The sequence below is a fragment of the Psychrobacter sp. UBA2514 genome (assembly GCF_002341255.1).
In the GTDB taxonomy this organism is placed as follows: domain Bacteria; phylum Pseudomonadota; class Gammaproteobacteria; order Pseudomonadales; family Moraxellaceae; genus Psychrobacter; species Psychrobacter pacificensis.
Genome location: NZ_DDNS01000050.1, coordinates 24,919 through 46,853, shown reverse-complemented (window position 1 = coordinate 46,853; position 21,935 = coordinate 24,919). Strand labels below are relative to the sequence as shown.

Genomic DNA, 21,935 nt, shown 5'->3' with positions numbered 1-21,935 from the left:
TCGCTTTGTGCCTTGTCTGGAACAATTTTAGCGATCAGCAGTGCCTATTTGCGAATGTTCAACACGCCCTATTCATTATCAAAAAAGCTCGCTAACCATGATTAGCGAGCTTTTTTTGTGACTTTACGCTGGTACTGCTCCTTGTACCGCTAGCCATTGTTGAATTTCTTGCGTTTTACTAGCCAATAACGAGTGATCGCCGCGACTTTCGATATTCAATCTAATCAGTGGTTCAGTATTTGAAGCACGCAAATTGAAGCGCCATTCGCCAAAATTTAGGCTTAAGCCATCAAGCAGAGATTTAGTTGGATTGTCGATACTAAATTTTTCTTCAATGGCACTGATGATGGTTGGGGCATCATGAGTCGTGAGGCGGAAGTTTAGTTCGCCTGAGCTGGGATAAGATTGAATATAACCTGTGACCAATTCTGATAAGGTCTTACCTGTGATAGACAGCAGCTCAATGGTGAGTAACCAAGGAATCATACCGCTGTCGCAATAGAAAAAATCACGGAAGTAATGATGGGCCGACATCTCGCCACCATAGACCGCACCTGACTCGCGCATGATTTGCTTGATAAAAGAATGTCCAGATTTACTGATGACGGCATTGCCATTATGCGCTTCGATAACCGCTTCAGTATTATATATCACTCGTGGATCATAGACGATTGACTCACTCGGGTATTTGTTCAAAAATGCTTGAGCGAGCATACCGACGATGTAGCTACCATCAATAAATACACCGTTTTCATCAAATAAGAAACAGCGATCAAAGTCACCATCGAAGGCAATACCAAGATCCGCTTTGTTTTCCAAAACGGCCTGCTGGGTGGCCGTTCTATTGGTTTCAATCATTGGATTGGGGATGCCGTTAGGGAAGCTGCCATCTGGTGTATGATGCAATTTAACCACTTCAATCGGTGCATCTGCTTGTGATAGCTTATCAATTAACAAGTCCACGACTGGACCTGCGCTGCCATTGCCAGAGTTGATGACCAGTTTAAGCGGCTTTAATTTATCAACATCGATAAAAGTCATGACATGATCGATATAAGCACTTTTATCAGTCAATAATTGCAACTTTCCTGATTGATTGTCAGTGGTAAATTGTCCTGATTCTGCCAATGCCTGAATCTCTGCCAAACCGTCATCAGCACTGATAGGTTTTGAATGTTCTTTGACCAGTTTTAAACCATTATAGTTGATAGGGTTGTGACTGGCAGTCACCTCAATACCGCCCAGCGCCTGATAATAACTGGTGGCAAAATACACCTCTTCCGTACCACTCATGCCCAAATCGATTACATCGACGCCTGCATCAACGATGCCTGTGATAGCGGCTTGTTTTAATTGCTCACTAGAGTGGCGAATATCACTACCAATAACGATAGCTGGTTTTAGATCTGCCATATCATTGGTTTTATTTTCAATGGCTGCCTGATAGCGCTGATATAAAATCTGAGCAAAAGCCCGACCAATACGGTAGGCGATGTCTTCATCGAGATTGACGCCAAGCTCACCGCGTATATCATAGGCTTTAAACGAGTTGATGGTGATAGCATTGAATTCCGTGGCTGGCTGATAGCTGGTGGTCGCAGAAGTCGACATAATGATAAAATTCCTTGCGCATGAGCAATGATAAAATAAGAAAGTAGATAGCATAATTATAAGCCAATCAGGGTTCAATGATACATTAACTACTCAATGAGTTAGATACATGTCGATATGTATGACGCAGATTTATGCTGATCGATCAATAAGCCTCGTACTACACTGACATACGAGAATGATAAACTATACGCTATACCAAGCCAAAAAATGGCATGATAAATAAGATATAAGAGTATTTCCTATGAGTATTTTAGACAACAAAGTAACAGTGCCTAAGCCCGTGCAAGGCACACCAGAAGCGAGCGGTGAGTTTGATGATCTGCTGGCTTTGATGGCTCGTCTACGAGCAGATTGTCCATGGGATAGGAAACAGACCAACCATAGCCTTATTCCGTATGCCATTGAAGAAGCCTATGAGCTGGGCGAAGCAGTGCAAAGCGATGATGATGAAGATATAAAGGGTGAGCTGGGAGATGTCCTATTACAAGTCATCTTTCATTGTCAGATGTACGCTGAACAAGGGCGTTTTGATATGAGTGATGTCATTACGACTTTACAAGAGAAGTTGGTTCGCCGTCACCCTCATGTATTTGAAGCCGAAACGCTCAAAGATGATGCCGCAGTAAAAATACGCTGGGATGAAATTAAATTGGAAGAGCAGCAAACCCGCGAGGCGCGCGGCAAACCCAAGCGCCGACTGGATAATGCCAAAGCGGGTAGTGCCTTAATGCAGGCACAAGATGTGCAAAACCAAGCGTCAACGCTGGGTTTTGATTGGGACGGTGTCGCTGGTGCCGTCGAAAAACTAGACGAAGAGATTGCCGAGCTAAAGCATGAGCTAACAGATAAATCTATAGTCGAGATCAAAGCCAATATCAGAGAGGTAGAAAAGGAATTAGGCGATTGCATGTTTGCGCTCGTCAATGTCGCACGTAAACTAAACCTTGATGCAGAAGTGGCTACCTTAACCTGCGTACATAAATTTAAATCACGTTTTGGTTATATCGAGGAGCAATTAGCATTAAGTGGTAAGCGTTTGGAGGACAGCGATATAACCGAAATGGATGCATTGTGGGAAGCGGCGAAACAACATGAACGCTCATCATAAAATTCTACCTAGTAGCTATATTTCGCCTAGCAGCTACATAGTAATGTCTATTGTTAGTCTTTTATGCGCTCTGCTGATGCTTAATAATGCCCACGCTGCTCCCTGTTTTGACAACCCTCAGCGCGCTTACGCTTATCTGTTGGCACAAGAAAATGCCAAAATACAGGCACGAGATGAAGCCACCGTAAATATCAATCTTGCCAGTGAAGGCGAGCTGGTATCGCTAAATGGTATTGGCAGCAGTAAAGCCCAGGCGATTATTTTATATCGTGAAATGTTTGGTGAATTCAAAACAGTAGATGAGTTGGCAAAGGTGAAAGGTATTGGTGCAAAAACGCTTGAGAAAAATCGAAGACGCTTAAGTGTGCAAGATTAATAGCGGTATTTTGCATTAATCAATCCCAATATTGACAAAATAGCATGTAAGTAAATGTCATAACACACCCAGCACGTGCAAAATTTGTTAAACTAGCGGGTACATCCGCCTGATAAACGCTGTGTTATTCAGGGGTGGTTAAAGAATACCGGCGAGGAGTAGATGCATGGCCGAGCGTGCCGCCAAGCAGTTAGAACTGAACAAATCTGAATTACCCAATTCCATTACTGAAGTGATTGCCACATTGACCCGAGCTGGGTTTGATGCGTATATCGTTGGTGGTGGTGTGCGCGACACCTTATTGGGTCTGCGCCCAAAAGACTTTGACGCCGTGACTGATGCCAAGCCGCACGAGATTAAAGACGTCTTTGGCAAGCGTTGCCGTATCATCGGTCGTCGCTTCCAATTGGCGCATGTATATTCAGGTCGCGAGTTAATCGAAGTGGCTACCTTTCGCGGACCACCGACCAACAACGCCAATACCAATCAGGACGGTATGATCCTGCGCGACAATGTGTGGGGCGATATCAAGCAAGACTTTGCCCGTCGTGACTTTTCTATCAACGCGCTTTATTATCAGCCGCTCAAAGGCGTGGTTCATGATTTCTGCGGTGCGCTTGATGATATTGATAATAGAATCATTCGTCTATTAGGTCATGCGCCAGTGCGTATCGAAGAAGATCCAGTAAGACTATTACGTGCGCTGCGATTTAAAGCCAAATTGGGCTTTGAGTTTGACGATGCGTTATCCGATCAGTTTCATGATGGTAATTGGGCGCTGCTTGAGCAGATATCGCCACATCGTCTCTACGATGAAACACAGAAGATGTTTACCGGTGGCTATCTAGTGCCACTGTTGCCACTATTGTTTGAGTCGGGTGCGATGGACAGCCTCATCATTTACCCACCAGCCGAGCCAAGCGCCTTAGTCAATCAAGTGGCCATCAATACCGACAAGCGTATTGCGGCAGGCAAAAGCATCAATCCAGCGTTCTTTTATGCGGCGCTATTGTGGGAAAACTATTTGCATCAATTGGCAAAAGCTAAAAAGCGCAATATGCCGTTTGCTGAAGCACAAATGCATGCCGCCGGTAAAGTCATTGACCGTCAACGCATCAAAACCGCTATTCCAAAATTTGCTGAGCAGTTTATCCGTGATATCTGGATATTGCAGCCAAAACTTGCGGCTCCGCGTAGCAAGCAAATCGTTCAGCTCTCTGAGCATCCGCGCTTTCGTGCAGGTTTTGACTTTTTATTATTGCGTGAGCAATGCGGTGATGCTGAGCACCCATTGTCAGAGTCGACGAATGGCATGGGCGAGTGGTGGCAGACGTATCAGACATTGTCTGAACGAGAGCAGCAGCAAGCGATTGAAGCGTTCGACGAAAATATTCGCCGCGGTGCCTATAAAAAAGGGCAACGTAGTCGCGGGCGCAATCGTCAAAAACCAGAAGCAAATATCACTGATCACTCACCATCTAATCAGAACAGTGCAAAACAAAGTAAAGCCAATACTAGTACTGATAAAGGTAGGAATGATCAGACAATGGTAAATGACCCATCAAATATCCCAGCACGCCGTCGTCGCGCTGTCAGTCAGTCTAAAAATGACAGCAGTAACAACACAGCATACAACACGCAGCAGGTAAAGCAAGACAGTAATGAGCTTGCGCAGCTACAGCAGCTATCGCTTGCCAGTAATAACCAGGCGACAAACAAACGCCATCACTCTAAACCTGCCCCACTGTTTGTGATAGAACACGAAAAAGTTGTGCCACCGCTACAAAAGCAGCTGCCAGCAGAGAGTGCATCGCAGCCGAAGCGCAAGAATACACCTGTGCAAACGGATAAAGCTGATCGTTCAGATAGTACTCAGTTGTCTAAAGCTAATTCGTCAGAGGTTAAGGCATCATCTGATCAGGTAAAACCAACTCGCACAATCGCCAGATCGCCTGCGCTTGTCAGTATGAATAACGAGCCGATTCCGCACAAGCGTCGCCGTCGTCAGCCTACTGTTGATAGTACAAATAGTGTCGAGTTGCAAAGTAAGAATGATAAAGAACAATCAACAGCGAAGTATGCGAGAAAAGCACCTAAGTCAGTAGCGACATCAGCTAGTCCAGCTGATACTACAGAAGCAAAAACTGTAGCGCGTGAAGGGACAAAGAAAGCGGCTACACCAACAAAGGCCAAGAAACCAGTCAAAGCAAAGACTGAGCAAGTTGATAGTAATCAAGCGCCTGCTGTTAAAGTGACCGACGATAAAGGCCCTGTGCCATCAAAACGCCGTCGCCGTCAGCCTAGTACTGAAAGTGCCTGATATGAATAACAGTATGAATGATAGTCACTGGGTTACCTGTTATGTGGGCCTAGGTAGCAATCTATCTAATGAGTTGGGCTCGCCTATAGACCATTTGCAGCAAGCGCTTGAAAGCATGAAAAAGAGTGAGAAAATACGCGAAATTAGCGTGTCTTCTTTTTATGCGTCAGCGCCAATGGGTCCACAAGACCAGCCAGACTTTATCAATGCGGTTGCTGGGTTTGAAACGGTAATGACGCCTTTTGAGCTGCTTAGTTTTTGTCAGCAGTTAGAGAGCATGGCCAAGCGGGCACGTTTGCGCCGCTGGGGTGAGCGTAGTCTAGATGTCGATATTTTACTATATGGTGATATGCAGATTGCCGAACCACAGCTAACGGTTCCGCACGTTGGACTATGCGAGCGTAATTTTGTATTAATACCACTGCGAGAGTTAGCGCCACATTTGACTATCGTAGAAACACCAATAGCTGATTACCCACAAAGTCATGATTGGACAGGCTTAAAATTATTATCAAACGACTGATCTGCAGTAGCTTATCATAACTGATTAAGTATTAGATACTTTTTATGATAGCTCACTAACGCTAGCTAAAATGATAGACATTGATAATTAAAGGCATTGCAAGTTAATTGAGGGTCATATGACAACATTATCTACGTTGAATAAATTTAAAAAAGAGGGTACTAAGTTTACTTGCTTGACGTGCTATGACTCAATGTTTGCACGGATGATGGATAAGGCACAGATCGATACGATTTTGATTGGTGATAGTCTAGGTATGGTCGTGCAAGGTCATGACTCAACACTACCTGTAACCGTCAATGATATGGCATATCACACAGCCAATATCGCCCGTAGTAATCAGCATGCGTTGATCTTAGCGGACTTGCCGTTCATGAGTTATGTGACGTTGCCAGAAGCCATTGCCAATAGCCGCCAATTGATGCAAGCAGGGGCGCATGTGATTAAGGTCGAAGGCGGTAGTGAGCTCTGTGAATTGGTGACGACTTTAGCGCAAGCAGGAACGCCTACTTGTGTACATCTTGGTTTGACTCCGCAATCGGTCAATGTCTTTGGCGGCTATAAGATTCAAGGCCGCGGTGACGAAGCGGCTGACAAATTGCTCGCTGATGCTAAGGCAGTGGTTGATGCTGGTGCAGCGCTGTTGGTGCTAGAGTGTGTGCCGGCAGCACTTGCCAAAACAGTGACAGATGCTGTTGCTGTACCAGTCATTGGCATCGGTGCAGGCGCAGATACTGATGGTCAGGTACTGGTGATGCATGACATGTTGGGCATGGTACACGGTCGTGTGCCACGTTTTGTACATGACTTTTTGACCGATGAGCGCAATCATGCACGCAGTATTGAAGGGGCTTTTGCGTTATATCAGCAATCAGTACGTGACCGCAGTTTTCCAACTGAACAGCATCAATTTAGCTAATCTATTTGAGCTTTCAAATATCAGAATGTTGAAATATAAGAAAAACTACCATGTCTCCAATTATTTATCATGATATCCCATCACTACGTGCAGCGCTTCAGCCTTATCGTGGTCACGAAATTGACAAACAAGACCGTCAGCAGCGTATTGCGTTAGTACCAACAATGGGTAATCTGCATCAGGGTCATCTAGAGCTGGTAAAAATTGCTAAACAGCATGCGGATATCGTCGTCGTTAGTATTTTTGTCAATCCTACTCAGTTCGGTGTGGGCGAGGATTTTGATAGTTATCCACGTACACTAGACGACGATGTGGCTAAGCTTGCCACTGTTGGTGCAGATTATGTGTTTGCGCCAAGCGTTGATGCGATGTACCCAGTATTACCACCACCGACTACTGTATTAGCTGGCGCTATTAGTAGCCAACTATGTGGTCAGTCACGTCCTGGTCATTTTGATGGCGTTGGTATCGTTGTCTCTAAGCTTTTCAACATTGTGCAACCAGATGTGGCGATATTTGGCCAAAAAGACTATCAGCAGCTGGCTATTATTAAGCAGTTGGTGCGTGATTTGAGCTACCCAATTGAGATTGTTGGTGCACCTATTATTCGTGCTGATGATGGGCTAGCACTCTCCTCACGTAATCAATACTTAACCGAATCTGAGCGACAAGTTGCGCCTATACTGCATCGAGAGCTACAAGATTTGGCAGAGCAGTTGAAAGGTGGTGGTATTAGTCAGCAAGCGTTTGAATCATTACTAAAAGACAAGCGTACACGCATTAGTGATGCAGGTTTCACGATCGATTATCTAGAAGTAAAAACTGAAGCGCTGGGTTCTGTCGTAAGTGACTCTACAACTTTCAATATAGAAAATAAAAACATTGTTATTTTGGTTGCAGCATGGCTGGGACGCGCACGTTTATTGGATAATCAGTTAGTAGTGGTGGGGTAAACCCTTCGGTACATATTGTATCGGATGCAATGAACTAGAATGGGTAGATCATGGATATAAATCAGGATCAAAGCGAGAATCAAGCCGCATCGACAACGCCAAAAATATCAGCGCCAAAAATATCAACGGATAAACTCAGCATTCTAGTGGTATCAGGCCGTTCAGGCTCAGGAAAAACCTCAGTACTGAATATCTTAGAGGATTTAGGTTACTACTCTATTGATAATCTACCGTTGTCTTTATTGCCGAGCGCCGCGCACAAACTGGTAAAAGAGAGCGGTATCAATCGCATTGCCCTTGGCGTTGATATTCGAACGCCGCGCGCGGATCTGTCCAATTTTGCAGCAACCTATGCAGCATTAAAAGACACTTACGGCAGTCAAGCTGTTCAAGTGTTGTATGTGACCGCGCAGGAGAGTACCCTGATAGCGCGTTTCAATGCGACGCGCCGTGTACATCCACTCATGTCTCAGGATGTCGATAGTGACAATGCAAACCATGTCGTATTCAATCTACCTGCCGCGATCAAAAAAGAAGTTGAGCTGTTAAAGCCCATCTCCAGTCAAGCAGATATCAAGATCGATACAACGACTTTAAATATTCATCAGTTAAAAGACAGGTTACGCGAACATATTGGCATGGACAATCAAATTGTCATTAACCTGCTGTCATTTGGTTTTAAGCACGGTAGTCCTATTGATGCTGATTTTGTGTTCGATGTCAGGATTTTGCCTAATCCACATTGGAATCCTGAGCTGCGTGCCTCGACAGGGCTCGATGCTGAAGTCAGCACGTTTTTTGCAGAGTATCCTGAAGTGGCTGAAATGCTAGATGATATCGATAAGTTTTTGACACGTTGGCTACCAGAGTTTTTGCACAATAATCGTCATACAGTGACGGTTGCGATCGGTTGTACCGGCGGTAAGCACCGTTCAGTATTTATCACCGATCATCTACAGCGTCGCCTCGCTAAGGCAATGCCATCAGGCGTCAAAGTATTGGCAAAGCACCGTGAAAAAAGTCGTTGGTAGTTATATTCAGCACTATTAATTTATTACTTATTATTTTGGAAAGCTTTTATGATTGACTGGTCAGAACAAGATATGCGCGTCTCGCGCACAGAGCTCAAAAAAGCCCACGAGCGCTTACAGCAGTTATCCATACCACTCGCTAGCCTCTCAAAAAAGCAGTTAAAAACGTTGCCAGCCAGTGATTATTTTATGGCGGAGCTCATGGCATTGGCCGATATTACCAGCGCCAATGCTCGTAACCGTCAGACCAAACGCGTCGGTAAGCTCATCAGCGAAGAAAATCGCCATGAGCTGGTCAAGGCATTGTTTGATGCATTTTTCCCTAAAGAGCAGGTGTCTAAAATCGAAAGTTGGTACGATCGCCTAAATATCAATGATGAGGGCACGCTCAAGCAGTTTGTCAAACAATACAAAGCTTCTGAGCACAACAGTATGTATCAATTACTACTATGGATTGAGTACGCCAAACATATGCAAGACGATGAGCTAATGGCAGAATCCAAAGCAGACTTGGCAAGCTATATTCGCGAAGTGGCGATCTTGTCGCAATTGAAAAAATAGATATACGATAGTAATATCGACTAGATTTTAGAACGCAAGAAAGCCAATCAATGACTGATTGGCTTTCTTGTATGCGCTGTATAAGCTTGTATATAGAGGCTATTTTTTCTCAGCGCGAGCTTTATCGACTAGATATTCAACCACTTTAGGCACCTTAGCATCTTCACCTGTGACCACATATTTGCCTTGTACGACTACAGCAGGTACGCCAGTAAGCTGATAGCGCTTAGCGCCTTCTTGTGAGCGCCCAATTTTGGTACCGACAGCAAATGAGTTGTAAAGACTGTTGAATTTCTTCTCATTCACGCCTTTTGATGCATACCATTTGCTCAATGATGATTGATCAAACAGTTTTTTGCCATCTTTGTGGATCGCGTCAAATAGTGCAGAATGGGTTTTGTCTTCAAACCCTAAAAGCTGAGCCGCATAAAAACCACGAGCGTTGGCTTCCCAAACAGGGTTAAGTGCTGCTGGTGTTTTAAAGAATACGACATCTTTGTCTTTAGTCTTTGCCCATTTTTCCATATGTGGATCAAGCACATTACAGTGCGGGCAGCCATACCAGAAAAACTCACGAACAATAATAGCATCACCGCTGATGGTCTCTGGATTGTCTAGCACACGATAATCTTTTCCAGCGACATAGTCTGCAGCTTGTGCGCCCATAGAAGCAAGTCCAATGGCCATTGCCAGACCAGTCAATGTAATGACACGTTTCATACTTTATCCTTAAGATGTAGGGATTTAGAGTTTGTTAAAGGGTTTGTGTATCTATGGCGCTTATAATACATGATATCTGAGCGAGAAGAATTTCAATATACTTAAGTGACATAATATTGAGGTATCGACTATGATAACGTAAAACGTGGGCGCTTGTGAATCGGATTCTTAACCGACAGTTGTAAAGCTGTTAGCTATTATTTAAGGTATCTTACTTACGCTGCTTTGTATTTTTATCAATATTATCCGCTCATTTATATTTTTAGATCAGATCTCTCTATACTAGGAGTAATTGTCGATAATATGAATGAGTATTTTTATAATAGGCCGTATAACGGCGCTATTACAAAGCAGCTAGCACACAAACTTAGGTGTTTGCCCAGTCTATTCACAATCAGTGACGATGTACTTACGACAAAGAAGCTGCGCTCATGATAATATTGAACACATAATCGTGCACCTTCTACGATAATAATGATAACGACAACAAAGGAAATACTATGAGCTCAGCCTTATCTTCTTCGCCAACATCGAGCGATACAACCAAAAACCGCTTCGATGATACAGTAACGAATACGATAAACGTCGATCCCAGCGAAGTCGAAAAATTTAACAACTTGGCGAGTGAATGGTGGAGCAATACAGGTGCATTTGCAACCTTACATGAAATCAATCCATTACGCTTAAATTGGATAGAAGAAAACGTCAAACGGGGTTATCAAAACGACGCTAACAATGGCAACAACACTGGCGCGATCAAAACAGCAGAGCAAGGGCTCTCTGGTAAAAAGGTACTGGATGTCGGCTGCGGCGGTGGCATATTATCGGAATCTATGGCGCGCCGCGGTGCGGATGTGACAGGGATTGATTTGGGCGCTGAAAACCTCAAGGCCGCAACCGTACATGCCTCACAGAGCGGGTTAGAGAACACATTGCGCTATCAGCATATTCCAGTTGAAGAGCTAGCAAAAACGCATGCAGGTCAGTTCGATGTGGTGACCTGTATGGAGATGCTGGAGCATGTGCCTGATCCTAGCTCAATTGTACAAGCGTGTTATGAGCTACTAGCGCCTGGCGGCGTCTGCGTGCTCTCAACCATCAATCGCAACCCAAAATCGTATTTGTTTGCCATCGTTGGGGCAGAGTATGTATTGCGATTGCTCGACCGCGGCACGCATGATTATGCCAAATTTATCACGCCAGCTGAGCTAGACAAAATGGCCATCAATACAGGATTTGCACGCCAAGATATCATCGGTTTGCATTACAATCCCTTGACCAAGCGTTATTGGCTTGCTCAAAATGTCGATGTCAATTATATGATCGCCGTTCAAAAGCCATTGGTTTAACGCGGTAGATTTGACACTGTAGACGGCTTTCTTTATCCATTGTAATTTTACTAAACACGTTATCAATCTCAAGAGCATTCACTATGAGCCAATTTGTAAAAGCTGTTTTATTTGACCTTGATGGCACGTTAATCGATACTGCTGCAGATTTTGTGCGTATCATTGGTAAAATGAGCCTTGAAAATAATTGGCAAGCGCCGCTTGAGACAGATATTCGTGAGCAAGTCTCTGCGGGTGCATCCGCTATGGTGCAATTAATGCTCAGACATAACGATCAGCTAGAGGTTGGCGAGGACGAGTTACTTAATTTTCGTCAACAGTTCCTAGATGACTATGAAGCCGACATCTGTGTCGATAGCTGCTTGTTTGATAGCCTTGACGCGGTGCTGGCAGATCTAGAGAGCAAAGGCGTACCGTGGGGTATTGTCACCAACAAGCCCCGCTATCTGGCAGAAAAACTGCTCAATAAAATGCAACTTGATGAGCGCTGTGCCGCTTTGGTCTGTCCAGACGATGTATCACGCTCAAAACCGGATCCTGAGCCGATGTATATGGCCCTAGAGAAACTGGGCATCCCTCGCGGTGCTGCTGGCTCTGTGCTCTATGTGGGCGATCATATCCGTGATATTGAAGCGGGCAACGCCGCTGGCATGCCAACCATTTTGGCCGCTTATGGTTATATTCCGCCTGAAGATCAAAAAACGCTAAAAAAGTGGGGAGCTGACTATATTGTTGAGACCCCTGAGCAGTTGAAAAAATTGCTGCTTTCTTCTGGCAAATTTGAGTATTTATAGACTGGTTTTTGGGTAGTAAATGGTCAGTATGAGTCATCTTGAGTTCATACTGATAAGCATATATTTTAATGATTCAACGATAAGTAGTGAGTAATACCATGAGTGACAATATCAATCAGCCAGCTAATCAGACAAACAACCAAAAAAACGTTCAAAGTCTTACTCAACCTTTGACTCATGACGATATTCGCAATTTTGTGCCACCTACTCATTGTCTAGATGGAAAAACTATCTTAGTGACAGGTGCAGGGGATGGCATTGGCCGTGTTGCAGCATTAACCTATGCTCGCTATGGCGCTACAGTATTACTACTAGGTCGTACCAGCAGCAAGCTCGAGTATGTCTATGACGAGATTGAGAGCCTTGGCGGTAAACAGCCTGCTATGTTGCCGATGAATCTAGAAGGGGCGACCTATGCTGAAATGCAGCAGCTAGAAGGATTGATTGATAAAGAAGTTGGTCAGCTGGATGGTATTTTGCATAATGCGGGTGTGCTTGGGCAATTGACGCCACTTGAGATGTATGACGTTGATACATTCGCTCAAGTCATGAAGGTTAACTTTACAGCGACCTTTATGCTCACCCAAGCATTGCTACTACTGCTAAAAGATGCCGATCATGGCTCTATCGTCTTTACGTCTAGCACTGTAGGTACGCATCCTCGTGCGTTTTGGGGCGCTTATGCGCTCTCTAAGCAAGCGGTTGAAGGTATGAGTGATATCTTCACGCAAGAAACTCAAAACACCACCAACCTGCGCTTTAACTGTATCAATCCGGGTGCTACTCGCACCAATATGCGCGCTCATGCTTATCCAGGGGAGAACCCTATGAGCTTAAAAACACCTGAAGATATTATGGCAGGCTACGTCTGTTTGATGAGTGATGCCAGTATTGGGGTGCGCGGGCAAGTTGTTGAGTTGCAGCCAAAAGATTAACAGTAATATTTTTGCTTTATGTGGTCATGTTCTATTTATGATATTGCGACGATTATTAGGTTGTAATCAGTCGTATCTAGCCCCATATATTTGTTATTAAAGAAGTTATATACAAAATAATGACTAATAAAAAACAAATAGGATAAAATTATGGCAGGTGGCTGGTCAAGAGATGGTGCTGAGCATGAGCAAATGGATGCAACGGTCAATGATGCGTTAGAGCGCGCAAGACGCTCATTGCCAACAGGTGTGAGTGCAGAGTTTTGTGACGAATGCGGTAATTCTATTCCGGAGGCGCGGCGACTAGCGTTGCCTGGTATCCAGCATTGCGTCAGTTGTCAGACAGCGCTTGAGCAAGAGGCAAAGGCGGTGGAGCTATTTAATCGTCGCGGCAGTAAAGACAGCCAATTGCGCTAAAAGGAAGAAGAAAGCAAAAGGGCGGGCATTGCTAGATAACATAGCAATGCCCGTCTTTTTTCTGTCTGTTGCTATATAACCATTGCCATCAGTTCACGATCGCAATCCTCCCAATTTATAGAAGCTGCTGACGCTTTGGCATCATGTTCAGTTTCTGTTTTTTCTGTAGCTGTATCGACAGCATTGCCTAGTTGCAAAATGATTTCTAGCCGACTATCAGTCTGTGGATCGATTGTTTTGGTGGTTAGACTACCAGGGTTAAAATTGATCTGCAGCCAGCCATCAGAAGTATGAACCACGCCTTTGATACGTTGCCAATTTGGCAAATTCAATAACCAATTCTGTAAATCGTCAGCGTTTAGTATGTAGTGTGCAGGTAATCGCCATCCAGCCAACTGAAAATCCTGCTGCTCTTCATGATAGCGATAGGGCAGATCACTATTAGCACTAGCCTGAGCTTCTGTCTCATCGGTAGATGAACTCGATGATGGTACAGTTGCTAAAGAATGGGTTTGAGACTGCAAGCCGATCATCGGTTTGTGAAGATGAGTGATACTGATTTTACGTTGATTTGCGATGATATGGCTGGGCTTGTCGAGTTGGTAGTTTAGACCTGCTATGTATTCCTTGGTTAATGGGGTGTTTGATGCGTCTGTTGTCTCAGTTATTAGTTCGGATACTGCCCAAATGATTTTTGCATGTGAGTTTAGCGTGGCTATCCACTCTATCAAGGTGTGTTTTTCGCTACTACTTAGTTGATCATAGCGATTGACGATCAACACATCGGCATCACGAACATGCGCCTGAAAACCCTCATGGTCACGATACTTAATCTGTTGCCACTGCTCGCCACTCAGTACAGTTATCACCGCATTCATCTGTAGTGCGGTTTGCCAATGCGGCGCACTGAGCTGTAATATCAGCTCGCGTGGATGTGCCAATCCTGTGGGTTCAATAAGCAGTCTTCGCGGATGATGGTCATTAAGCAGACGACTGATCGCAATTTGTAAGGGCAGTTGACTGGTACAGCAAATACAGCCGCCACTGACTTCACGCATGGCGATATTCTGTTGCTCAAGTTCGTTATCTTGAGAGCTTGCCAATAGTGCACCATCAATACCGATACGGCCAAACTCATTAATTAAGAGAGCCCAGCGCTCGTCATTAGGTTTTGTGGCAAGTAGGTGATTGATGACGGTGGTTTTGCCAGCACCTAAAAACCCTGTCACTAACGTGCAGGGTATGTTTTGAAAAATAATAGGGTTTTTCACAGATATGCTCATCATATTGGCACGTGTTTGTGAATAATCAAACACGGCCTATATTAAAAGAAATGTCATCAGTCAAAGGTTATTCACTCTTGACGGTTTCTACCTCAGCTTCATCAGGAACGAATACATAGCCCACACCCCAAACCGTTTGAATATAACGGGCTTGCGAAGGGTTGTCTTCAATCAAGCGACGCAAGCGTGATACTTGCACATCGATAGAGCGCTCCATCGCACCCCACTCACGACCACGAGCAAGGTTCATCAACTTGTCACGGGTCAACGGCTCACGTGGATGCTGAACTAAAGCCTTTAACACCGAAAACTCACCTGTCGTCAAAGTGACGACATTCCCATCACGTTTGAGCGTGCGAGTCGATAGATCTAGTGTCCATGGACCAAATTCAACCACTTCTAATTGGTGACTTGGTGCCCCTGGAAGCTCACGGTTCTGACGACGCAAGACGGCTTTGATACGCGCCAATAGCTCTTTTGGGTTAAACGGCTTAGGCAGGTAATCATCTGCACCCGCTTCCAAACCTGCGATACGGTCAGCATCGCCACCTTTAGCAGTCAGCATAATGATCGGAATATCCGCATTGTCCGCACGTAGGCGCTTACAGATGCTAATACCGTCTTCGCCCGGTAGCATCAAATCTAACACAACCAAAGAGAAGAGCTCACGTTGCATGAGTTTGTCCATCTGACTACCATCATGGGCAGTACGAACGACAAAACCATCGTCTTCTAAGAAGCGCTGTAGCAAAGAGCGCAGGCGAGCGTCATCATCGACAACTAAAATACGCTGAGTCAAAGTATCGGGGCTGTTGTTATCAGTCATACAGGCATCCTCTTATAAAAATTATTGTTAGCAGAAATGACGAGTAAAAAGCGATGAGTAAAACACTGCCATTAATTATCGTTATTTAATGATGGATCAAAACAAGCACGTCATAAAACCAAAAACTATTGTTCAATATATCAGCACATCTCAATATTTGTGCTATGGATACTTTAGTGTATAAGATTGCACTGCGAATTGCATCACTCATAAGAATAAATGCTGTATGCGTTTGTTTAACAAGGCTACAGAACGTTTGATATAAAACGTTTTATGCCGCAAAACAGGCGATAATTAACGAAAAGATAAAAAGGATTTTTATTCATGCAGCTTTTGCTATAATGCAAAACTACATTTCTCAACGATTGATACGTATATGAGTAGCACTGATACCTTAACGTCATCTCAAACCTCGACAAATGCACAGGTTTTGGATGCAACCACACACGCGAATATTCACGACAAGCTTGCTCGCGCGCTTGGCATTAAGACTGCTCAAGTCAATGCGTTTGTGAAGCTTTATGATGAAGGCGCAACGGTTCCTTTCATTGCGCGTTACCGCAAAGAAAAAACGCAAAACCTTGACGACGCACAGCTGCGTGCTCTCGAGAAGTCTTTGAATTATGAGCGTGACATGGCCACCCGTCGCCTCAAAATCACTGAGCTACTGAGCACACAGGGCAATTTGACCGATGAGCTACAGACGCGTATCGATAACGCGACGTCTAAGCTTGAGCTTGAAGACATCTATCTGCCATATCGTCCGCGTCGTCGTTCACCGGCTGCCAAAGCACGTGCCGCTGGACTCGATGCTGCTGCGCAAGCTGTCTTGACGCAAGAGATCACCCCGACAGAGGCGCTGGCTGATTATCAAGTTCAGTCAAGTATCACTGATGATAGTGGTAATGAGATCGACGTTGACTTTAGCGATATCGACAAGCAGCTTGCTGGTGTGCAAGCCATTATCGTTGATGAGTGGACGCAAGCATTGGGGTTGTTGGACAACTTACGCAATGGTTTTGCCAAAACTGCCAGTATCGTATCGAGCGTTGCGAGCGAAGAAAAGCGTGAAGTTGGCGAAAAGTTCAAAGACTACTTTGAGCATAGCGAAAGCCTGGCTCGACTGCCAAACCATCGCCTATTAGCGATGTTACGTGGTCGTCAAGAAAACGTCTTGGGTCTAAAAATCGAAGGCGAAGACGCACCATTTATCGAAAAAATTATCAATCATTTCGATGTCGATGCCAAAGCGCCAGCAGCACGCCGTGAGTTTTTGACAGAGGCGGCCAGTAGTTTGTGGAAAGACAAATGGCGTCCACATATCGAGCACCGCTTACTGACCGAAAAGCGCCTAGCTGCAGAAGCAGATGCGATTGATGTGTTCGCTAGTAACTTACAGCATTTATTGATGGCTGCACCAGCAGGCTCTAAAGTGATCTTAGGTGTCGATCCTGGTATCCGTCATGGCGTAAAAATGGCCATTGTGGATGCGCAAGGTCATGTCATGTCAGATAGCGAAGAAAAACCTGTCATCGCAACCGTTTATCCGTTTGCCCCTGACAACAAAATGGATGAAGCCAAAAAAGTCATTGATGAGCTATTAAGTACTTATGATGTTGATTTGGTCGCTATCGGTAATGGTACGGCAAGTCGCGAAACCGATGCAATGATTAAAGAGATTTTGGCCGCGAACGCTGCACTTAAAGCCAAAGCTGTCATCGTCAATGAATCAGGCGCTTCCGTCTATTCGGCGAGCGAGCTTGCTAGTGATGAGCTTGCCAATTTAGACGTGTCGGTGCGCGGTGCGGTGTCTATCGCACGTCGCTTGCAAGATCCGTTATCAGAGCTTGTCAAAGTCGATCCAAAAGCCATCGGTGTAGGTCAGTATCAGCACGACGTGAACCAAAACCAGCTGGCAGATAGTCTTGATAAAGTGACTCAAGATAGCGTGAATGCGGTTGGTGTGGATGTGAATACAGCGAGTCCTGCTATTTTGGCACATATCGCGGGTCTGAACCGTAATGTGGCGCAGCAAATCGTGACTTATCGCCGCGAGCACGGGGCATTTGATAGCCGTGAAGCACTCAAAAATGTTCCACGTCTAGGCGCTAAGACGTTTGAGCAAGCAGCAGGTTTCTTACGTATTCGTAATGGTAGCAATCCATTAGATGCAACGGGCGTGCATCCAGAGAGCTATGCCTTGGTTGATAGCTTACTCGCACAAGCCGGCAAGCCTTTATCAGAAGTCATCGGTAACGATGGTGTACTGAATGCTATCGATACGACTGCGCTGGCTGCTAACGATGATAATGTCAGCGTAAAAGCGATTATCGAAGAGCTTGCTAAACCTGCACGCGATCCACGTCCTGAATTTAAAACGGCTAACTTCCGTGATGATGTCAATAGCATCAAAGATTTGAGCGAAGGTATGCAGCTTGAAGGCGTGGTCACTAACGTAACGGCTTTTGGTTGTTTCGTTGATGTCGGTGTACATCAGGATGGTTTGGTCCATATCTCTCAGATGGCCAATGACTTTGTCGCAGATCCCATGAACCGCGTCAAACCTGGTGATATCGTATCGGTTCGTGTTATTTCTATCGATGAAAAACGTGGTCGTATCGGATTTAGTATGAAGCCTGAGTCTGAAAAATCTGTCCGTACGGCTGCTAAGTCTACTGCAACCAGTACAGGTGGTGAAAAAGTGAGCCGTCCACGCAGTAATCAGGCGAATAGTAACCGTCCAAATAATAGTCGTTCTGCTGCTGATAAGCGTTCGTCTAAGCCACGTGGTAAACGTCAGGACAATACGAATAGTAACCGTAGCAAACCGATCAAAAACGATAAAGCGGAAGCACCTAGTAAAATGGGTACACTTGGCGCCTTGTTACAAGAAGCTGGCGTGACTAAAACTAAGAAATAGCCAAAATTTATAGCCGTGTGCAACAAAAAAGGCAGCCAATTGGCTGCCTTTTTATATGTCATTTATTGATAGTAGTAAACTATTAATCATACTATTCAATCAAGCACTGTCATTATTAACGAATGGTGAAACGACGGTTTTCGTTAAATTCCACTTGACCAGGCTGAGTCGCTAAAAGCTCACCACGACGGTCTTTTTTCTTTTCTTGTAAGGTAATCTCGACTGGCTTTTCGCGCATGTCAGCAGGTGTTACTTGGCTGCTTTGAACGTCATTTGTCATCTGAGTAGGGCGTTCAGCGGTAGCACGGGCCTGAGCCAATTCAGCTCTGGCTTGAGCAACTTCAGCTTTAACTTGATCTTCAGGCATTTCTTTGTCCGCTGTAACGGTCATATCTTCGTCCATGTCACCTTCTTCAGATTCCATATCTTCATTTATCGCGTCCATGTTGTTGTTATCAACAGCACCCGGTTGAGTAGCGACAAGCTCGCCATCAGGGCCTTCTATTTCGGCTTGCAAAGTATTATCGACAGGAGTGGCACGCATATCTGCTGGCATAATGTCACTGGTATTGACAGGTGCAGCTATTGCTGCCGCTGGCAAAACAAGTGTCGCTCCTAAGACTAACGATAAAATATTCTTTTTCATTATAAAACTCCAAATTCGATAAATGAACAATGATTAAAAACAGCTGCCATATCTATATATAATTATGTCTAAAATCCAAATAATTGAGGACAGCCAGATTTTGGTTTGACCTTACTATAATTTGTAAAAACAAAGTACCAGTTATATAACAGACATTTCAGTAGTAAACTCATTAAGGTTCTAACAGCTTGGTGTATTGTTGTGACGTTGTGAAACTACTAAACCCACATTTCATTTAAGAAATAAAGTAAGCATTTGGATCTATTTTATTCAACAATGATATATTTACCAGTATTTGTATCGATAACAGGCTGCTAAAAACCTTTATCTGGCACACGAACTACTGGAAAATTCTGACTAATATCAATTCGATCAATAATATTGTTTTAGAGAAATATTTTTACTAGATGATGTTTTTTGAAGTGAACTTTGATTAAAAATTTTAAATCAATATTCTCTATAACAATCACACCGTAATGTATTTTGTTCTAGCGTATTGAGGAGAGTATGACTGTGCCATTAGACTAAAAATCTGTAGCATAATGTACTAAAAAATCGAAAAACCGCAACATTGATTACCAAAAAATACGCTATTAGTATTCGCTAATATGATAGATGAGCGCTATAAAATTTGCGTATTAAAAAACCGCACCTTGTTATCAAGATACGGTCATGAAAATCATCAGCGTTAATAAATCATTATTTAAATGTTTTACATTCGGTTAACCATCGATAACTTCAAACCTCAGACCTGAATGTTCTTCTAAACGGGCTATGAGCTTATTACCCATCGCAGAGGCAGGCGTCCAGAATCCGCCGCCAACGACTTCTTTACTGATATCTTGTGCCAGACATAATGCTGCCTGCGCGAGCATACGAGAAGTGCTACCGTAACCAGGATCTTTATCGCCGGTAACTTTGACCGTGATGGTGTCGTTTTTAGCTGTTTGTCCGAAATGGCGAATATCAAAGTAGCCATTTTCCTGCTCATCCTTAGAAGGGCCTGTGCCTGCTTTGGGCAATACATGCTTGGACAATAACTCACGGCTTGGTTTAATCATCATGGCAGTGGCAAATCCTAGTAGACCCGCGCTCATCGCGTAGCTTGATAACTTACCTTTGACACCATCTTTCATCCACATGGCTTCGTCATATTTAAAATCGCGACCGTATTCATAACCAAGTAGCTGGTTACTGCGATGGACAATACGTGTGTTGATACTCGCCATCACAAAGGGCGCCAACCAACGTTTATGGGTGCTGTCGTATTCTGGTTTGCTGACATTGTCTTGACGTACATTGGGCACATCTGTGTCATCGTTTAGTAGATAAGGGTTGGCTACTTGCTTACGGCGAGCCTTGTCTTCACCAGCCTCTTCGAATATCGTAGCCATCGAGGCAATCGTACCACCAGAGATGCCACCTTTTGCCGCTTTTACGCGCATGTGAATCACGTTACAAGCTTCTCCGAACTTCTCTTCTGCTTTGGTTTGCATAAAGTAAACGCCCAAATCTGATGGGATAGAATCAAAGCCGCAAGAGTTGACAATCCGTGCGCCGCTTTGTTTGGCAGTATCTTGATACTTGTCCATCATGTCTTTGATAAAGATCGCTTCACCAGTAAGATCGACGTAATCGGTACCATTTTCGGCACAAGATTTTATCAAAGGTTCGCCATATTTGAGGTAAGGGCCGACGGTTGAGATGATGACTTGTGTCTGTTTGGTCATCTCATCAAGGCTGGCAGAGTCTTTACTATTGGCAATGATAATATCTACCTTGCTCTCAAGTTTCGACTGTAGCTCATTGAGTTTTTCTTCATCACGTCCTGCAATTGCCCAAGTGACGTTAGAGCCATCTTTATTTTTAGCATTGGATAAAAAATTGGTTAAATAGTGAGCGGTGATTTGTCCGACAAAGCTTGTTGCGCCATATAAGATGACGGCATAAGGGCGGTTGTCGCTAGTATCTTGTTGTGCGGTTTTTGCGGTATCCGTCTCGGTACTCATAAGTATTGTCCTTAATATATTGGATGATAATGTGACTTTAAACTATAAACCAAGTGGTCTGAATAAGTTAGAAGTTTATGGGGTCGCGACAGTTTTCATTGCCAAATCTATTTTTCAGAAATTTTTGATGTTATTTATATGCAACCATAAGACAATCAATAATTTAGCAAATAAGGTGCTCATCATCCTAAATAATATGTTTATAGACACAAGAAAAAATAAAAGGTGTTAACACTTGCTACAAACTTTACATAATCTACTGACATCATTACTAAAATGCACGTTGTTTAAAGAGAAATATTGCTAATCTATGTTTGTAAGCAGATATGACTGGTATTAGAAAAAAAGTTAAATCAATACTATATTAAATCAATACTATATAAAATTTACTATCTGATTTTTAACAATTATTTGAGGAGAATATTATGTTTCGTTGGGCTATTATCTTTGCAGTAATCGCACTGCTAGCAAGTTTATTAGGATTTGGCGGCGTTGCAGGACTGTCTGCTAATCTGGCATACATCTTCTTAGCAGTCGCTGTGATTTTATTTATTGTGGCGTTTGTTAGTCGCAAAATGTAAACACAGCTTATTACTATAAAAAATCCAGTATAAAAAAAGACCCTCAATTG

General features: G+C 43.9%; 20 protein-coding genes. 14 read left to right on the top strand and 6 right to left on the bottom strand.

All coding sequences use genetic code 11. The features are described from left to right. Window positions 1-123 precede the first annotated feature (123 nt). Window positions 124-1,611 (bottom strand): phosphomannomutase CpsG, encoded by a 1,488-nt coding sequence (locus B3V51_RS12265; protein ID WP_286708506.1) that lies wholly within the window; start codon window positions 1,609-1,611, stop codon window positions 124-126. A 244-nt stretch (window positions 1,612-1,855) separates the two neighbouring features. Here B3V51_RS12265 and mazG point away from each other — a divergent pair, with 244 nt between their 5' ends. The 8 genes from mazG (at window position 1,856) to yjgA (ending at window position 9,405) form a co-directional block, all read left to right on the top strand. Then, window positions 1,856-2,722, top strand: a complete 867-nt coding sequence (gene mazG, locus B3V51_RS12260; RefSeq protein WP_286708505.1) for a nucleoside triphosphate pyrophosphohydrolase — start codon at window positions 1,856-1,858, stop codon at window positions 2,720-2,722. A 76-nt stretch (window positions 2,723-2,798) separates the two neighbouring features. Then, window positions 2,799-3,098, top strand: coding sequence for a ComEA family DNA-binding protein (locus tag B3V51_RS12255; protein ID WP_286708504.1), 300 nt, complete (start codon window positions 2,799-2,801; stop codon window positions 3,096-3,098). A gap of 166 nt (window positions 3,099-3,264) precedes the next feature. After that, entirely contained in the window at window positions 3,265-5,418 is a 2,154-nt protein-coding gene (gene pcnB / locus B3V51_RS12250; RefSeq protein WP_212564022.1) for a polynucleotide adenylyltransferase PcnB, read from the top strand. A gap of 1 nt (window position 5,419) precedes the next feature. After that, window positions 5,420-5,941, top strand: a complete 522-nt coding sequence (gene folK / locus B3V51_RS12245) for a 2-amino-4-hydroxy-6-hydroxymethyldihydropteridine diphosphokinase (protein WP_223334360.1) — start codon at window positions 5,420-5,422, stop codon at window positions 5,939-5,941. 118 nt (window positions 5,942-6,059) lie between these two features. Continuing rightward, on the top strand, window positions 6,060-6,860 hold the full coding sequence (gene panB, locus B3V51_RS12240; protein ID WP_186475277.1) for a 3-methyl-2-oxobutanoate hydroxymethyltransferase: 801 nt from the start codon (window positions 6,060-6,062) through the stop codon (window positions 6,858-6,860). Window positions 6,861-6,910: 50 nt separating this feature from the next. Then, complete coding sequence (gene panC / locus B3V51_RS12235; protein ID WP_093069799.1) at window positions 6,911-7,813, top strand: pantoate--beta-alanine ligase; 903 nt, start codon at window positions 6,911-6,913, stop codon at window positions 7,811-7,813. Between the two features lie 50 nt (window positions 7,814-7,863). Then, entirely contained in the window at window positions 7,864-8,844 is a 981-nt protein-coding gene (gene rapZ, locus B3V51_RS12230) for an RNase adapter RapZ (RefSeq protein ID WP_286708503.1), read from the top strand. Between the two features lie 48 nt (window positions 8,845-8,892). Further along, a complete protein-coding gene (yjgA, locus tag B3V51_RS12225) occupies window positions 8,893-9,405 on the top strand; it encodes a ribosome biogenesis factor YjgA (protein ID WP_071002557.1) in 513 nt (170 codons plus the stop codon). A gap of 99 nt (window positions 9,406-9,504) precedes the next feature. On the opposite strand, the gene B3V51_RS12220 is transcribed toward yjgA, so the two are convergent. Continuing rightward, window positions 9,505-10,125, bottom strand: coding sequence for a thiol:disulfide interchange protein DsbA/DsbL (locus tag B3V51_RS12220; protein ID WP_071002556.1), 621 nt, complete (start codon window positions 10,123-10,125; stop codon window positions 9,505-9,507). Window positions 10,126-10,625: 500 nt separating this feature from the next. Here B3V51_RS12220 and ubiG point away from each other — a divergent pair, with 500 nt between their 5' ends. From ubiG to B3V51_RS12200, 4 genes are all read left to right on the top strand, one after another. Next, a complete protein-coding gene (gene ubiG, locus B3V51_RS12215; RefSeq protein WP_071002555.1) occupies window positions 10,626-11,474 on the top strand; it encodes a bifunctional 2-polyprenyl-6-hydroxyphenol methylase/3-demethylubiquinol 3-O-methyltransferase UbiG in 849 nt (282 codons plus the stop codon). Between the two features lie 83 nt (window positions 11,475-11,557). After that, window positions 11,558-12,268 carry an HAD family hydrolase gene (locus B3V51_RS12210; protein WP_186475273.1) on the top strand — a complete coding sequence of 237 codons (711 nt, stop codon included), beginning with the start codon at window positions 11,558-11,560 and terminating at the stop codon, window positions 12,266-12,268. 98 nt (window positions 12,269-12,366) lie between these two features. After that, window positions 12,367-13,203: a YciK family oxidoreductase gene (locus tag B3V51_RS12205; RefSeq protein WP_286708502.1), complete on the top strand. Its 837-nt coding sequence runs from the start codon at window positions 12,367-12,369 to the stop codon at window positions 13,201-13,203. Window positions 13,204-13,353: 150 nt separating this feature from the next. Further along, window positions 13,354-13,620 (top strand): DksA/TraR family C4-type zinc finger protein, encoded by a 267-nt coding sequence (locus B3V51_RS12200; RefSeq protein WP_071002552.1) that lies wholly within the window; start codon window positions 13,354-13,356, stop codon window positions 13,618-13,620. A gap of 71 nt (window positions 13,621-13,691) precedes the next feature. On the opposite strand, the gene B3V51_RS12195 is transcribed toward B3V51_RS12200, so the two are convergent. Next, window positions 13,692-14,903 carry a CobW family GTP-binding protein gene (locus B3V51_RS12195; RefSeq protein WP_414706390.1) on the bottom strand — a complete coding sequence of 404 codons (1,212 nt, stop codon included), beginning with the start codon at window positions 14,901-14,903 and terminating at the stop codon, window positions 13,692-13,694. Window positions 14,904-14,970: 67 nt separating this feature from the next. Continuing rightward, window positions 14,971-15,729, bottom strand: coding sequence for a two-component system response regulator OmpR (gene ompR, locus B3V51_RS12190; protein ID WP_071002551.1), 759 nt, complete (start codon window positions 15,727-15,729; stop codon window positions 14,971-14,973). A 376-nt stretch (window positions 15,730-16,105) separates the two neighbouring features. On the opposite strand from ompR, the gene B3V51_RS12185 reads away from it, so the two are divergent. After that, complete coding sequence (locus B3V51_RS12185; protein WP_286708500.1) at window positions 16,106-18,649, top strand: Tex family protein; 2,544 nt, start codon at window positions 16,106-16,108, stop codon at window positions 18,647-18,649. A 115-nt stretch (window positions 18,650-18,764) separates the two neighbouring features. On the opposite strand, the gene B3V51_RS12180 is transcribed toward B3V51_RS12185, so the two are convergent. Continuing rightward, window positions 18,765-19,295: a hypothetical protein gene (locus tag B3V51_RS12180; RefSeq protein ID WP_286708499.1), complete on the bottom strand. Its 531-nt coding sequence runs from the start codon at window positions 19,293-19,295 to the stop codon at window positions 18,765-18,767. Window positions 19,296-20,017: 722 nt separating this feature from the next. After that, entirely contained in the window at window positions 20,018-21,304 is a 1,287-nt protein-coding gene (locus B3V51_RS12175; protein ID WP_286708498.1) for a saccharopine dehydrogenase family protein, read from the bottom strand. A gap of 425 nt (window positions 21,305-21,729) precedes the next feature. Between B3V51_RS12175 and B3V51_RS12170 the strand changes: the two genes are divergently transcribed. Next, window positions 21,730-21,885, top strand: coding sequence for a DUF1328 domain-containing protein (locus B3V51_RS12170; RefSeq protein WP_021814049.1), 156 nt, complete (start codon window positions 21,730-21,732; stop codon window positions 21,883-21,885). The last annotated feature ends 50 nt before the right edge of the window (window positions 21,886-21,935 follow it).